General features: G+C 54.5%; 8 protein-coding genes and 1 pseudogene. All 9 read left to right on the top strand.

Features of this window, described 5'->3' with window-relative positions:
- Positions 1–21: 21 nt before the first annotated feature.
- Positions 22–909: a carbohydrate ABC transporter permease gene (locus tag DFQ01_RS28415; protein ID WP_110047314.1), complete on the top strand. Its 888-nt coding sequence runs from the start codon at positions 22–24 to the stop codon at positions 907–909.
- A gap of 58 nt (positions 910–967) precedes the next feature.
- Positions 968–2,596 (top strand): extracellular solute-binding protein, encoded by a 1,629-nt coding sequence (locus DFQ01_RS28410; RefSeq protein WP_110047313.1) that lies wholly within the window; start codon positions 968–970, stop codon positions 2,594–2,596.
- A gap of 120 nt (positions 2,597–2,716) precedes the next feature.
- Positions 2,717–4,717, top strand: a complete 2,001-nt coding sequence (locus DFQ01_RS28405) for a glycoside hydrolase family 2 TIM barrel-domain containing protein (RefSeq protein ID WP_110047312.1) — start codon at positions 2,717–2,719, stop codon at positions 4,715–4,717.
- Positions 4,701–6,149 carry a glycoside hydrolase family 30 protein gene (locus DFQ01_RS28400; RefSeq protein ID WP_110047311.1) on the top strand — a complete coding sequence of 483 codons (1,449 nt, stop codon included), beginning with the start codon at positions 4,701–4,703 and terminating at the stop codon, positions 6,147–6,149. The genes DFQ01_RS28405 and DFQ01_RS28400 overlap by 17 nt, the downstream gene beginning before the upstream one ends.
- Before the next feature lie 215 nt (positions 6,150–6,364).
- On the top strand, positions 6,365–7,738 hold the full coding sequence (locus DFQ01_RS28395; protein ID WP_110047310.1) for a glycoside hydrolase family 30 protein: 1,374 nt from the start codon (positions 6,365–6,367) through the stop codon (positions 7,736–7,738).
- Between the two features lie 351 nt (positions 7,739–8,089).
- Positions 8,090–9,462: pseudogene (locus DFQ01_RS31800) on the top strand (glycoside hydrolase family 30 protein); the annotation flags it as partial.
- 135 nt (positions 9,463–9,597) lie between these two features.
- Complete coding sequence (locus tag DFQ01_RS28390) at positions 9,598–13,014, top strand: S-layer homology domain-containing protein (protein ID WP_245946921.1); 3,417 nt, start codon at positions 9,598–9,600, stop codon at positions 13,012–13,014.
- A 246-nt stretch (positions 13,015–13,260) separates the two neighbouring features.
- On the top strand, positions 13,261–15,168 hold the full coding sequence (locus DFQ01_RS28385; RefSeq protein ID WP_174812518.1) for an RICIN domain-containing protein: 1,908 nt from the start codon (positions 13,261–13,263) through the stop codon (positions 15,166–15,168).
- Between the two features lie 215 nt (positions 15,169–15,383).
- Positions 15,384–16,205 carry a hypothetical protein gene (locus DFQ01_RS28380; RefSeq protein ID WP_245946917.1) on the top strand — a complete coding sequence of 274 codons (822 nt, stop codon included), beginning with the start codon at positions 15,384–15,386 and terminating at the stop codon, positions 16,203–16,205.
- Positions 16,206–16,641 lie beyond the last annotated feature (436 nt).

Here is a 16,641-nt window from a genome sequence, read left to right as displayed (position 1 = left end):
AAATCTTTAGGAGGAATCGGCATGAAAATCAAAATGGAGAAATCGACCATCGTCTTCAACGCGATCGGGTATGTCATTATTACGATGCTGGCCGTGCTGTGCTTGCTGCCCTTCCTGTTAATCGTATCCGGCTCGTTCACGCCAGAGATGGAGATTGTAGCGCAAGGGTTCAAATTACTTCCGAAGCAGTTCTCGTTGGACGCTTATTCGGCGGCCTTCAGCAATCCGAAGCAGATTTTCGATGGCTATAAGGTGACGGTGCTCATCACGCTGATCGGTACGGCCTTCGGCTTGTTCCTGACGTCGATGGCAGGGTTCGTCCTATCGCGTAAGGAGTTCAAATACAAGGATAAGCTGGCGTTCTTCATCTACTTCACGACGTTGTTCAGCGGCGGTCTCATTCCTTGGTACATTCTGATGGTCAAGTACTTGGATCTCAAAGACTCCTATCTTGCGCTGCTGCTGCCGGGGCTGCTCAGTGCGTGGAACATCATCTTAATGAAGAACTTTATGAAATCGATTCCAGAATCAATCACCGAATCGGCCAAAATCGACGGAGCCGGCGAATTCACCATTTATCTGAAGCTCATCCTGCCGCTCTCTACACCGGGTCTTGCTACGATCGGCTTGTTCATGGCGCTTGGCTACTGGAACGAATGGTTCCTTGCGAACCTGTTCATCACGACGGAGACGAAGTTCCCACTCCAGTTCCTGCTTTACAAAATACTTGCCAGCGCGGCCGTCCTCAAAACGAACGTCGCAGGCAATCTGTCGCCGGATTTCCAGCCTCCCGCTGAGACGCTCAAGATGGCGGCGGCTGTTATCGCGACGGGCCCGATCATTTTCCTATACCCGTTCGTTCAGCGGTTCTTCGTGAAAGGTCTTACGATTGGCGCGGTCAAAGGTTAGAACCGGCATAACCCGGCTAACATAGATGCTTTCTTACTTATAAGGAGGAGTCAAAGGCATGAAGAGACAGATAAAAACGTTCAGCACGCTGCTCATCGCGTTGATGATGATGGTCACCGTTCTAGCAGCATGCGGCAGCAGCGATTCGGACAATGGAAAGTCGACAGGCACCGATACGAGCACCGATACGAAGTCGACGGATACGGCGACGGACACAGGCGGCGATGACAAGACGGCGGATGCAAGCAAGCCGGATACGTCGAAGAAGGTCCAGCTCGTCTGGTACCTGCTCGGCGATGCGCATAAGGATACGCCTAAGGTTGTTGAAGAGTGGAACAAAATGCTGGAGAAGGACCTGAACGTAACGGTGAAGCTGAACTTCACGACGTGGACGGACTGGACGACGAAGTACAACCTGCTCCTCGCCTCCGGCGAGAAAATCGATATGATCTTCGCCTCCTCATGGGCGGATTACTACAAATTTGCAAACCAAGGCGCGTTCATGCCGCTTGACGATCTGCTGCCGACGTATGCGCCGGAAACGTGGAAGAGCGTACCGCAGCAGGACTGGAAGGAAGCGACGGTTAACGGCAAAATCTACGCAGTGCCTGCAACGTATCCGGAATATACGCCGGACGGTATCGTATACCGCGAGGACTGGAGAAAAGAGCTCAATCTGCCGGAAATCAAGGACCTCGACTCGATCGAAGCGTACCTGGACGGCGTGAAGAAAGCGAAGAACGTTACGCCTATCAACGGCAAAGCGTACAACGAAATTTTCACCATGTTCAAATCGTACTATAACTACCAGCAAATCGGCGGCGACAGCGGTGTTGTTGTAGCGAAATCGTATGATGCGCCGCGCGACATTGTTGCTTATCCGTTCACGACGGAGTTCGAGCAATGGGCGCACAAGATGAAAGAATGGAAAGACAAAGGCTTCTGGAAATCGGATACGCTGTCCGACCAGAAGGAAGCAGGCGATGCGATCAAGACGGGCCAGGGCGCTGTGTACTGGCGTAACGCGCCGGGTGCAGGCGGCTACATCATGGGTCTGCAAACGTCGAATCCAGACATTGAGATGGGCTACTTCCCGTTCAGCCGATTCAACAACCTGACGATGCCTACGCTGTCGGTTAACAATGCAATGGCGATTCCGAAGAGCGCTGCGAACCCAGAGCGTTCCCTGATGGTATTGGACAAACTGCGCAACGATCCGAAGTACTACGATCTGATGAACTACGGTCTCGAGGGCACCAACTACTCGGTGGATACAACGGATAGCAAATATATCGTATCGCCGCCTGCAGGTACGCCGAAGGACGACAAGGACCATACGGCATACGGCGTTGCAAGCTGGGGCTACCGCGTCGAGTCGATGGAGCGCGTGAAGCAAGCAGGCGGCTGGCCGGGCTTCGACGCTTTGCTGACAGAGTTCAAATCGCAGAGCAAGCCGAATATTTTCGCAGGCGTTCTGATGGACTATGCACCGGTAAAATCGCAGCAAGCAGCCGTCAACTCGGTCATCCAGCAGTACGGCATGCCGATTATGATGGGTCTTGTGCCGGACGTCGACAAAGCGATTGCGAACTATCGCAAGCAGCTTGAAGCGGCTGGCGTGAACGATGTGATGGACTACATCAAAGAGCAAGCGAACAAATACTACGACTCGCAAGGCATCAAATAATAATAAATCTTCAAGCTCAAGGGGGATGATTAGCGACTTGCGCGCGGCTGCAATAGAAGGGCCCGCACGCGCGTCCTCATCCCCCTTGTTTGTTTGAGTTCAACTGAAGGGAGAGCAATCATGCTGCAGACGACAATGACGCTCAGCACAATCGACGGCGTGAGCATTCCTTTCCAGAATGGCATGCCGGTACCCTCCTTCGAGGAGCAGAACCGCACGGTCATCTCTTTGAATGGGGTATGGTTGAAGCGGCGTTTAGCGATGGATCATTCATTCTCGCTCGCTCCGCGCGGCGAACAGTGGCTGCGCGAGCTGGAGACGAAGGAGGGAGAGTACGTTCGAGGCTCCGTGCTTAGCGAGTGCGAGTGGGAGTCGCATCTTGTACCGCTGCCGGAGAACCGGTTGAGCGGAGAAGCGCAGGCGAAGGCGGCCGAGACGTATGAGGACGGCGTCTGGTATCAGCGAACCATTGTAGTGGAGCATTTAGATCGCAGTCTCGCCTATACGTTCAAATCGCTTGGCATCAGCTACGTCGCCGATCTATGGGTGAACGGCTGCTGGATCGGCTGTCACGAAGGCGGCTTTACGCCGTTCGCGTTCGATGTGAGCGATGCGCTGCGGGAGGGCGAGAACGATATCCGCATTCGCGTCGATAATCCGCCTTGGGGCAGCCGCGTCGATACGATTCCTGCAGTGGCGGGCACCGACTTCTTCAACTATACGGGCATTATTCAAGATTTATGGATCGAGGCGGCACCATTAGCGTCGATCGTAAGGGCGGATATCGTACCGCTTGATACGGACGGTCGGCTGCAGATTACAGTCGTGCTGATGAATCAAGGGCATGCTGCGGCTTACGTCTGTCTAGAGGGCAGCCTGTACGAGGCGGATTCGCAGTCGGACCATTTTCTCGCATCCCCTCTAGCTTCTACGATTGCAGATATTCCGGCGGTTACCGATCGGGCTCTGCGCAGCATGCTTACGCTGCAGCCAGGTCAAGTGCGGGCGGTTCGCTTCGAGATTACGGTACAGAATCCGAAGCTGTGGTCGGCTTGGCAGCCGAACCTGTATGTGGCATCCTTCACGCTTACGGCCTCGCAGGTGGGGAAGACCGAGACGCAGGATACATGGTGTACGCAGTTCGGCATTCGAACGATACGAGCGCGCGGCACGCAGATCGAGTTGAACGGCTCGCCGTTGTTTCTCGCGGGTATCGCTCGTCACGAGGAATGGCCGGATACCGGCCGAACCGCTTCGTGGGATCGCATCCGGGCCGATCTGGAGCAAATCCGGGCGATGAATGCGAATATGGTTCGCACGGGTCACTACCCGAACCATCTCCATACCTACATACTGCTGGATCGGCTCGGACTGCTGGCGATGAGTGAAATTCCGCTCTGGCAGTTCGAGACGGCGCATTACGAGGCGCAGAACGAGAAGCGGCTGGCGGATCAAATGTGGCGGGAGATGGTGTTCTCGCAGTACAACCGACCATCGGTCATCATGTGGAGCACGCAGAACGAATCGAAGGACGTATGGCTGCGCCTTGCTTATAACGAGCGCTTGGTGGCCGATCTGCGCGGCAGCTACGATGACGGTCGGCTGCTGACGCAAAGTTCGGCTGCTGATCAGCCGGGACCGCATGATCCTTCGATGGCTCCGCTCGACGTGGCGGCATGGACGATGTACTTCGGCATTTTTCACGGCGGCACTTATTACGAAGGAACACGTGACTTTCTGGCGGAAGCCCATCTTGTCTATCCCGATAAGCCGATCTTGAATACCGAGTTCGGTCATTGGACAGCCGGGGCTGATTCGGAAGAAGCGAAGCAGGTCGCGACCTATCAGGATACGATACGGGCGCTCATGGAGCATGCAACGGTGAGCGAGGCAGGGGAATGGCGTCCGGACGGCTATGTTGCGGGCATCGACTTCTGGATTATGTACGACTGGTATGTGAATCACAACAACTGGATCGATACGTTCGGCATCTGCCATATGGATCGGACGACAGAGAAGTCGATTGCTGCGCTAATTCGGGCGGATTATGGCTCGATTACAGGAGGTAGCGGCGGCGTTGTCCTAGCAAGAGAAGGAGTTCGTAATGAAGAGAGTCGTTAGCATTGCGCTGGCCGGGGCAATGCTCGCCCTGACAGCGGCATGCGGTGGAACCGGAGGCGATTCGGCGTCGAATGAAGTGCAGGTATGGCTGACGACGCCAGACAAGAGCAAGCTGCTGTCCCAAGAGGAGAGCGTGAAGCAGACGTCCAGCGAAGAGGCGCAGGATGGTGACATCGTCCTCGACGAGACGACGAAGTATCAGCAGATGGACGGCTTTGGCGCATCAATGACGGATTCTTCCGCTTACTTGATCGCCAGCAAGCTGAACGAGCAGCAGCGAGAGACGCTGATGAAGGAGTTGTTTGACCATGAGCAAGGTATCGGCATCAGCTATATGCGTATCCCGCTCGGGGCATCGGATTTTGCGCGGACGTTGTATTCGTATGATGAAATGCCGGAAGGTCAGACCGACCCGCAGCTCGCGAACTTCTCGATCGATCATGACAAGGAGTTTCTCATTCCGACGCTGAAGCAGGCGCTGGCGGTCAACCCGGATTTGAAGCTGATGGGCAGTCCGTGGAGCGCGCCGGGATGGATGAAGACGAGCGAATCGATGATCGGCGGCAGCTTAAAGGCGGAAGCCTACGAGCCGTATGCGAACTATTTCACCAAGCTGATAAAGGCGTTCCAAGCGGAAGGCGTACCATTCGATGCCGTAACGCCGCAGAACGAGCCGCACTATGTGCCGGATAATTATCCAGGCATGCGGATGGAGCCATACGAGCAAGCGGCGTGGATCAAGGACAATCTGGGTCCGGCCTTCGAGAAGGGGGGCATCAAGACGAAGATCGTTGTCTGGGACCACAACTGGGATGAGCCCTACTATCCGATGACGGTGCTGAACGATCCTGACGCGAACCGCTATATCGACGGCTCCGCGTTCCACGGTTATGCGGGCGAGGTCGGCAGCCAGTCCCAAGTGCATGATGCGCATCCTGACAAAAATATTTACTTCACCGAAGTTTCCGGCGGTGCGTGGGCGACCGATTTCGGAGGCAACTTGCAATGGGATATGCACAATTTGATCATTGGCGCGACGCGCAATTGGGCGAAGGTAGTGCTGAAGTGGAACTTGGCACTTGATGAGAACTACGGTCCAACGATCGGCGGCTGCCAAAATTGTATGGGCTTCGTGACGATCAATCAGCAGTCGGGCGATGTGACGTTCAATTCGGATTATTATTCGATCGGTCACGCGAGCAAATTCGTGCGATCTGGCGCCTATCGGATTGAGTCGGGTCCGTCGGACGAGACAGGCATCGAGCAGGTTGCGTTCCAGAACCCGAACGGGTCGCTTGTGCTCGTTGCGATGAACCGTGCCGGGGAGGAGCGGGAGCTTCGCGTTCGCCACGGCAGCAAGTCGTTCTCTTACAAGCTGCCTGCTGGCGCTGCGGCGACGTTCGTGCTGCCGGCATCTGAGAAGAAGGATTAGAGAGAATGCAAGTACAAGTTCAAAAAGTACGGTTTTCAGCACCGAGAAGGTTGGATCAAGCGGGGAATGAGGATCGGAGCTTAAGTGTTGTGCTACGTGAGAACCGGAAGTCTCAGCTTCATCCAAGATTCGACGCCGAATACGCTACTTGTGATGCTTCGTGATCAAAAGCGGACTTTTTGAACCACCTTTACAACGATTAGGAGGGAAACCCATTGACCAATCATGAAGTCGAGGTATGGATCAGCTCGGAGCTTGATCCCGGCCGCAGCCGCTGGTTCGAAGGGCCGCATGCGCCGGACTTTGCGCTAAGCCCGCAGCCGAAGCTGGAGCTGACGCCGCCTAGTCCGTCGACTGCATCAACGATTATTGTGAAGCCGGACCATACGTATCAACAAATGCTCGGGATCGGCACATCGCTGGAGGAAACGACGATCCATAATCTATCGAAGATGGATGCGGACCAGCGTGCAGCGATTATTCGGCAGCTGACCGATCGGGAGAATGGCATCGGGTTCAATCTGTTCCGACTGACGATCGGAACGTCGGATTTCACAGCGGAGCCGTTCTATACGTACAACGATTTGGAGGAAGGAGAGACCGACTTCGAGATGAAGCGGTTCTCCATTCAGAAAGATATCGATCTGAACATTATTGCAACCGTACAGGAGCTGCAGAAGGGATCGCCGGACACGGTGTTCTTCGCCTCCCCTTGGAGCCCGCCGGCTTGGATGAAGACCAATGGCAGCCTGAAGCGCGGGAGTTTGAAGGAAGGTGCCGAGTATACGGAAGCGCTGGCTCGCTATTATCGGATGGCGATTCAAGCGTATGAGCAGCAGGGCATTCCGATCTATGCGATGACGCTTCAGAATGAGCCGCTGCTAGAGATCGATTATCCAAGCTGCTATATGTCACCGGCTAGGCAGAAGGAGCTTGCAGCTGCGTTAAGACGAGAGTTCGAAGCGCATGGCATGAAGACGAAGCTGTGGATTTTCGATCATAACTTCCATGATGCGTGGGATTATATTGCACCGATTCTTAATGACGAAGAAGGCCGAACCGTCGTAGACGGCCTTGCGCTGCATGATTACGAAGGATCGCCGGCCATCATGAGCGAGCTGCATGCAGCTTACCCCGATAAACCGATCTATCTGACGGAGCGGGCATTGTGGGGGACAGCAGGAGCCGACCGAATGGCGCAGTATTTCCGCAACTACGCGTGCAGCTACAACTCGTGGGTGACGATGCTCGACAGCGAGATCGGTACACATCAATGGGTCGGTACGCCAGGCCCGACGATGTTCGTCCAGGATGCGGTGGAGCCGAACCGGTATTGGAAGACGCCGGAATACGACTTGCTAGCGCAATATGCGAGATTCGTTCAGCCTGGAGCGTATCGCATTGAGAGCACATACGGCTCGACGGATACGGTCACGAACGTCGCTTTCCGTAATCCGGACGGCAGTCTTGCTGCCGTCGTCATCAACCAGACGGATTCGGAGCAGCCGTTCCGAGTGCTATGTGAAGGTAAGCAATTCGCGGCGGTTCTGCCTGCTCGTGCAGTTGGCACCTATGTATGGCGTGGCTAGTATGCACCTCTCGCAGCGGCAAGATGAAGTGAGCAGCGGATTCCTATAATCAATGGATCATCTCCGAACGTTAGATTGGAGCATGATATACGTCTGCCATTCGAGCTCTACTTGAGGGGGCACAATGGCAGGCGTTCTATAGGTGCTACGGAAGCCTAGCTGTGCAGCAGCCCGACTACGCATAGGAGGTGATGCTGGAAGAGGATTAATATCGTTTAAAATGTAATCGATTACATCGCGCGTTCTTCTAAGAATTCATGCATTCATAGATTCATAGATTCATCGATTCATTGTTACATTTGCTCGCTCGATTCATTCCATTCATTGATACGAAGGGGAGTAACATTTCGAATGAGACATTCGCGAATAAGCAAACCAATTGCATTCGTCCTCATGCTCAGCCTCATGCTGTCCGGCTATGCAGGTCTGTATGTCCCAAAGGCTGCAGCTGCGACAGAACCCGTTGAAGCGTGGGTGACAGAAGGAAATAAGAGCAAGCTGCTCAGCGCAGAGTCAGGCCTTGCATTCGGAGCAGACGGCGCGGCGGTTAACCCAACGATTGACGTTGATGAGCATACGACTTACCAATCGATTGACGGCTTCGGCGGAGCGCTGACAGATTCGTCCGCATGGCTGATCCAGAACAAGCTGGATGCAGCTTCTCGTGACGAGCTGATGAATAAGCTGTTCGGCCGCTCGGGCGGCATTGGCATCAGCTATATACGTCTGCCGATGGGCTCGACGGACTTCGCATTAAGCAACTATACGTATGATGATGTTGCGGCGGACACGACGGACGAGAACCTCAATCAGTTCTCGATCCACACGATCAGGCTTACATTATTCCAACGATCAAACAGGCGCTTGCAATCAATCCCGATCTGAAGATCATGGCAACGCCGTGGAGCGCACCGGCATGGATGAAGACGAGCGGTTCCTTGATGAAAGGGAAGCTGAAGCCGGAATACTACTCGGTTTACGCGCAGTATTTCGTGAAGTTCATTCAGGCTTATGAAGCGGAAGGCATCGCAATCGATGCGGTCACGCTGCAGAATGAACCCCATTTTGAACCGGACGGCTATCCGGGCATGAGAATGGAGCCAGCGGACGAAGCGGCGTTCGTCAAGGTGCTCGGCCCTGCTTTCCAAGCGGCGGGCATTACGACGAAGATCATCGTCTGGGACCATAACTGGGATGATCCGAACTATCCGATCGAGGTGCTGAGCGATCCGCAGGCGAAACCGTACATTACGGGCTCTGCATTCCACGGCTACGCAGGTTCGGTCGACAGCCAGACGCTCGTTCATGACCAGCATCCCGATAAGGACATCTATTTCACCGAAAGCTCGGGCGGCGAGTTTGCCAATGTGTTTGGCGATAATGTCGCATGGGATGTGCAGAACTTGATTATCGGCGCGACGCGCAACTGGGCGAAGACGTCGCTCAAGTGGAACCTTGTGCTCGATGAGAATCATGGCCCTACGAACGGCGGCTGCACGGATTGCCGCGGTTTCGTCACGGTCGACAGCCAGACGGGCAGCTACAAGCTGAATGAAGAGTACTACGCGTTTGGCCAAGCAAGCCAATTCGTACTGCCGGGCGCTGTAAGGATCAAGTCGAACACGTTTGGCGCAGGCAGCATCGAATCGGCTGCGTACCGCAATCCGGATGGCTCTAAGGTGCTGATCGCGCTTAATTCCTCGAAGCAGTCGCAGCTGTTCAAGGTACGCTGGGGGGCGCAAAGCTTCACGTACACGTTGTCGGCGGGCGCCGTTGTGACGTTCGTGTGGAATGGAACACAGGACAGCGCAAGTTATGTAACGCCTTATTCGAAGATTGAGGCAGAAGATTACAATGCGATGAACGCTGTTCAGCTCACTACGACGAGCGACAATGGCGGCGGGCAGAAGGTAAGCTCGGCGAATGCTGGCAGTTATATCGCCTTTGACAATGTGTCGTTCATGAACGGGACCGCAAGCGTACAGGTGCGGGCGGCGACGAGCCAGGATGCGGTGATCGACTTCCGACTCGATAGCCCAACCGGACAATCGGTTGGCAGCGTTCATTTGGGCAGCACAGGGGGATCGGAGACGTGGACGACCAAATCGGCTGCCGTTCAATCGGTAATCGGCGTACATACGCTGTATGTCGTATTCACGGGTTCGGTTAATTTGAACTGGTTCCGTTTCTCCTTCGATAACATCCAGGACAGCTACGACTACTTGGCGCTGTACGGCGGCTTTGAGAAGGGTACGCTGGAGGGCTGGCAGGAGATCGTGCCTGACGGACAGGATTCTGCACACAAGGTAGATAACGGCTCGCCTCGAAGCGGCAGCTATAAGCTGGTGCATTACCTTGGCACCGATTATGAGCAGTCGACCTTCCGCACGGTTCAAGTACCGAACGGCACTTATCGCGCATCGGTATGGTATCAGAAAGGCTCGCATTCCGATGTCCAGCTAGAAGCAGCGAATTACGGCGGCGCTGCGCTGGCGGCGAATGCAGGGACCACTGATTATGTTGGTCAATGGACGCAGCTTTTCATTCCGGAGATCAAAGTGACGAACGGTCAAGTGGACATCGGCGTTCACTCGGACATCGTAGGCGGCGAATGGGCAGCGTTTGACGATTTCTCGCTCGTCCGCGTAACGACGAAAGCATCGGCATTGCCACTCGGTACAGATGCACCGGCAGCACCAACAGGTGTAACGGCTGTGCCGAATGGTTTGAGCGTTCAGCTGCAGTGGAACGACGTTGCAGGTGCAGCTGGATACAAGATCTATCGTTCAATTCTTGATTCGTCCAGCGGCACGGATTCCATTTATGCCGATTATCAAGAGGTTGGCATGACGCCGGCAGGCGCTGTCCCATATACCGACCGCGGACTTCTTGGAGATACAACCTACTACTATCGCGTAGCAGCGTACAGCGAGACGGGCGAATCGGCTGCTTCCGATAGCGTATCGGCACACACTGCTGCAGTTGCGGATACCGAGGCGCCTGCTGCACCAACCGGCTTAACAGCATCGGCAGGTATCGAGCAGGTGAAGCTGACTTGGGACACGAACCTTGAGAACGATTTTCTGCAATATAACGTTTATCGCAATGGGGTGAAGATCGCTTCGGTTGACCCTGTAACGAATACCTGGTACACGGCAGTTCAGCTTCGTGCAGGATCGGTGTACAGCTTTGAAGTATCCGCAGTCGATCTGGCGGGCAATGAATCGGACCGCAGTGCAGCTGTCTCGGCAGTGCCGCTAGCTGCAGGCGTACTTGTACCGTTGGATAATATGGACTTCGAGAAGGGCAGCTTCGAAGGCTGGTCGGAATGGCATCCGGATACGCAGGGGATTGCGAATTTCGTAGACCAAGATACGCCGCGCAGCGGGCAGTACAAGCTGACGCACTGGAGCGGATCGGATTATTTGCAATCGACGTACCGTACGTTTGACCTGCCGAACGGCGTGTACAAGGTTCAGGTATGGGTGCGCACAGGCGGCGGGCAGAACACCTTGCAGCTCGAAGTGAAAAATTACGGCGGCAATCAGCTGACGAAGGATCTTCGCAGCGCAAGCGGCGGTACGTGGACGCCGTTCTACATCGATAATGTCATTGTAACGAATGGACAGCTAGAGATCGGCGTCTTCTCCGACGCGAAGGGCGGCAACTGGACGGCGATCGATGATTTCGAGATTTATCGTTATCCGACGCAGGTTACGGGAGTGACGCTCGATAAGAGCAGCCTCGCGCTGCGCCTGCCTTCGAGCAAGACGGGCAAGCTGACAGCTCGGATTAGTCCGGCGGATGCATCGAACAACAATGTCGTATGGAGCAGCAGCGCTCCAGCGATTGCAACGGTATCGAATGACGGTACAGTAACAGCGATCTCCGCTGGAACGGCGACGATTACGGCGACAACGGAGGATGGCGAGTTTACAGCATCAGCGACCGTGACGGTAACAGCTGATAAAGGCAGCGTAATCACGTCACCCGTGCTTGTACCGTCGACACCTGACGCTTTTGCTGAGCCAAAGGTTGAACATAAGGGCGGTACATCGACCATCAGTGGGCTGACGGCAGAAGATGCATCATCCGGTGGTGTGAATGCTGCCGTATTCCAAGTCCCAGCGAAGCTGGTGCAAGAAGCGGCTGATCGTTCGGATACGAATCACATCATCACGCAGTTGCCTGCAACGGCAGCGCAGCTGGATCGCGTGACCGTATCGTTCCCAGCTTCTGCGCTTAGTGATGCGGTACAGGATGGCGCAGCATTGTCTATCTCCGTCAGTTGGAACGGCATTAGCTACGAGCTGCCGATCGGTTCGCTTGGCTCTGCCATGGACGCAGTCGATTCGCAAGCTGAACTTCTGATCGCCATCACGAAGGTAACAGGCGACAAGAAGAAGGCTGCAGCAGCGGCGCTGACAAGCCGCGGCGCATCGCTGTTGTCGGATCTGGTGGCATTCAACGTATCGCTTGTGACGGGTGGCAGCGAACAGGAGATCCAAGATTTTGGCTCCTATACGGTAACTCGTGTATTGCCACTACCTGCGGGAACGAATACAGCGAATGCAGTAGGCGTATCCGTTGATGCGTCCTCTCATGTGCGTTTCGTGCAGACCGTGTTTGGCCCATCGGCTGAAAGTGGCGGCGTGCAGGCAGTTATGACGAACAACCATAACAGTGTCTACGGCGTCGTTCAATCGTCCGTCGGCTTCAACGATGTGACGAATCATTGGGCGAAAGATTCAATCGAAGCGTTGGCTTCGCGATTCATCGTACAAGGCACCGGTAACGAAACGTTCGAGCCGAACCGTTCGGTAACACGCGCAGAATGGACGGCGATGCTCGTACGTGCATTGGATCTGTCTGATAAGCCAGACAAGGCCGCGGCATTCTCCGATGTTCAAGTGAGCCAATGGTTCGCAGGTGCGATTGGAGCAGCAGCGGAAGCGGGCCTCGTGCAAGGCTTCGAGGATGGCACGTTCCAGCCGAACGCGCTCGTGACGAAGCAGCAGATGGCAGTCACGCTGGCGAAGGCGATTGCACTTGTGAAGCGGGAGCAGAACTCCGCTGTTAACTCGCAGCAGCTGGAAGCTGTATTCAAGGATGCAGCGGACATTGCAGGCTGGGCGAAGGATGCTGTAGTTCAGGTGTATGACGCGGGTATCGTTCATGGTGATTCGCAGGGCCTGTTCCAACCGGCGAAGCCGTCCACCAGAGCCGAAGCTGCGACTGTACTCTATAACCTCTTAATTACATTGAAGCGAGTTTAAGAGGTTGTTCAAAAAAAGTGAAAACCGTCCTTTTTGAACTCGCACTTTAAGTGAATGGCGAAGACGCCTAGCTGGTATAGGCTGGGCGTCTTCATTCATGTGCGGAAGGGAGGTGATGGATTATGTAGCCCGTTCGTAACGTCGCATGGCTGCTCAATCAACCGACGCTTCAATCAGCAAGTTGCGCTGCACACGATTCGATTCTATTGAATGGCCATTTCGCTTTACTCTAAGGAGGTATTATTCATGTCTAAGAAGAAGCTTCTGACCGTCGTGGCGGCGCTGGCGATTGCCGCACCTGCCGCAACGGTAGCACCGTCACAAACGCTGGCTGCAGGCGAGACGGCGCAGGTATGGCTGACCAATCCAAACAACGGTACATGGCTGACGAGGCAAGCGGATGTTAATTTTGCCACGTCAAGCGCGAATGCGGACTACACGATCACCGTCAACGACGGCGTGACGTATCAATCGATGGACGGATTCGGCGCGTCGCTGACGGACTCTTCTAGTTGGCTGCTGTACTACAAGCTGTCGGCGGCGAAACGAACGGAGGTCATGAACAATCTGTTTGGTCCAAGCGGCATCAACATAAGCGCGCTTCGCCAACCGATTGGAGCCAGCGACTTCAACTGGGAGAGCTGGACGTACGACGATACGACGAACAATGTGGACGATATGAACCTGACTTCCTTCTCGCTGTGGCGGGAGGATGCTTACATTCGTCCGATGTTGGATCAAGCGTACGGTGTGAACCAAGGACGGATTAAGATTTTCGCAGCGCCATGGAGTCCTCCGGCTTGGATGAAGACCGGCAAAACGCTGCTCGGAGACAGCGGCGGCTCACTGCGCACGGACGCCTACACGGCGTATGCCGATTATCTCGTCAAATACTTACAGCAGTACAGAGATAAAGGGACGCCGGTCTACGCGATGTCCGTTCAGAACGAGCCGAAATACGGACCGCATTATCCGGGTCTTGTCATGTCGGCGACGGAGCAGGCTAATTTCATCAACGTGCTGGGGCCGAAGCTTTCGCAGAACAGCCTTTCTGCCAAAATCATCGCTTATGACCATAACTACGACGACATCAGCTATCCATCCACCGTGCTCAATAACGCCTCATCTTATGTTAGCGGCAGCGCATTCCACTACTACTCCTCACTCAGTCACTCGAATTTGACGACGCTTCACAACAATTATCCAAGCAAGGACATCTGGTTCACGGAAGGCGGCAGCGGCACGTGGATCGGCGGCGGCACAGACAAGGGGATGTTCCAAGATCTGATGATGCATACGATTCGTTTTCCGAGAAACTGGGCGAAGTCGTACATCATGTGGAATGTCGCCTTGGATCAAAATGGGGGTCCAGCGCTTGACGGCGTCGGCACGACGAACCGCGGCCTGCTTACGATCCGCTCGGACGTGAACGACAGTGTAACGTACAATCCGCAATACTATGGCCTCGGCCATAGCAGCAAATTCGTTGATCCAGGTGCGGTTCGCATCGACTCGAACACCTATCAGGACAATATGGAGGACATTGCGTACCGCAACCCGGACGGCTCGATCGCCGTCATTTTGTCCAATCGTCTGACCAGCGCCAAGTCTGTCAAAATCCAATGGGGCTCGCAATCGGTTACGTATCAAGTGCCAGCCGAGAGCGCGATCACGTTCAAATGGACGGCGGGCTCGTCTACGTCTACGCCAGTGGTGCCGCAGCTGAATACGAACTACAAGATCGTCGCTAAGCACAGCGGCAAAGCGCTCGACGTGACCAGCTCGTCGACAGCCGACGGTGCTAATGTGCAGCAGTGGGAATATGCAGGCGGCAATAATCAGAAATGGTATCTGAAGGATGCGGGCAACGGCTATTACAACATTATTAACGTGAACAGCGGCAAAGGGCTGGATGTTGCCGACTCCTCGACAGCCGATGGAGGCAATGTGCAGCAGTGGGCCGTATCGGGATCAGGCGGCACGAATCAGCAATGGCAGGTCGTCGCGGTGAGCGGCGGCTATTACAAAATCATTAGCCGCAACAGCGGCAAATCGCTCGATATTACAAGTGTATCCACCGCAAACGGCGCCAACGTGCAGCAGTGGGCATATACCGGCGCAGACAACCAATTGTTCTCGTTCCAGCAGCCGTAATCGATCGTCACGGGGAGGCAGCCGCAAGGGGCTGCTTCTCTTTTTTTTCGACAGTTTGTCAGCCTGCATGCAGCAATTCCTTGTCGAATAGTAATGTAGGGATGTAGTTTCCAAAAGAGGGTTGACAATGCGATTGATAATCGTTATCATTGGAAACATCCAATTGATAATCGTTATCAAGCGATCGAATGATTCGGTACGAATAGGAGGCTGACATGATGGAGGGCGGAGAAACACTAAGCAAGCAGACGCCTTGGGATTGGATGACGTATCCGTTCTCGTCGGTGAAGACAGATGGCGACCTTCTATACGCAGCCTCGCCTGGCAACGGCATTTATTGCAGTGATGAGTCTGGTGGTTGGCAGCATATTAGCGAGCAGCTGCCGGCAGAGCTTGTAGTTAATCGGCTGCAGCTGAACCAAGGCAAGCTGTATGCGTGCACGAACGAAGGCTTATATACATTTGAAGACGGGCAGTGGGAGCAGCCGACGCATGCGGTCCCATGCTATCAATATAAAACATCAGGACAATGCAGCTTTATGAGCACGGACTACGGATTATGGCATCGCTGCGGAGATGGCGCTTGGCATAAGGTCGCGTATCCGGAGCGCAAAGTGTACGATTTTCTCAATGTACCGCAGTTTCTCATTCTCGGACACGAGGAAGGGATTGCTGTCTACGATCGGTTCACCGATGAGTGGGCGGACTTCCCGCTTGGGGTTGGCGTTACATCGCTGACGGTTTATCAAGGTCATCTGCTTGGTGCGGGTGAAGGCGGAGAGCTGATAGTTGGTAACAAAGGTGGCGGCTTCGACGTTGTCAGCTTCGGCAATCGGCTTGTATTCACGCTCATTCGGCATGGACGAGATGTGTATGCTTGCACGGATAAAGGCTTGTATCGCATCGGCTACCTTTGCGGTCAAATTACGATGTTCGCGGTGAAGCTTGGCTTCCCGGTAACGGATGTCGATACGCATGACGGCCAGATGTATATGGCCACGTTGTTCGAAGGGATTCAGCAGATGGATCTCCCGTAACCTTCGGAAGGAAGGGAACGCTGCTGCAACAAGAAGTAAGGCCCGACGTCGCAGGCGTGTGTACGTCGGGCAATGATGGCGAATGCTTCACTCATTCGCGTTTCACGTTTCGTACTACCCCCTTTTAATTGAATAAGGCAGCGGCGCCCATGTGCCGCGCCGCTGCCTTTCCTGCCAGAGATGCTGGCAGGTCTTTTTTTATTTAGGGGGATATCGCGAGCGCTATCGGTTGTCGCTGCGCTTATTTGGCTCTACAGCGCCTCTGAAGCAAGCTAAACATTCCTGTAGAGTCTAAGATTTGAGCTTGGACAAAAAAAGGAGCGCCTCGTATGATGGGGGTGTGAACGGATCAATGTCCTAAAACCCATCAGGAGGCGCTGTATATGAAGTTTACTCGAAATGACCCAACAAATCAACGTATCGAACGAATTACCAA

The organism is Paenibacillus cellulosilyticus (assembly GCF_003182255.1).
Classification (GTDB): Bacteria; Bacillota; Bacilli; order Paenibacillales; family Paenibacillaceae; genus Paenibacillus_T; species Paenibacillus_T cellulosilyticus.
The sequence above is the reverse complement of the archived record's forward strand: the minus strand, read 5'-3'. Positions and strand labels throughout refer to the sequence as shown.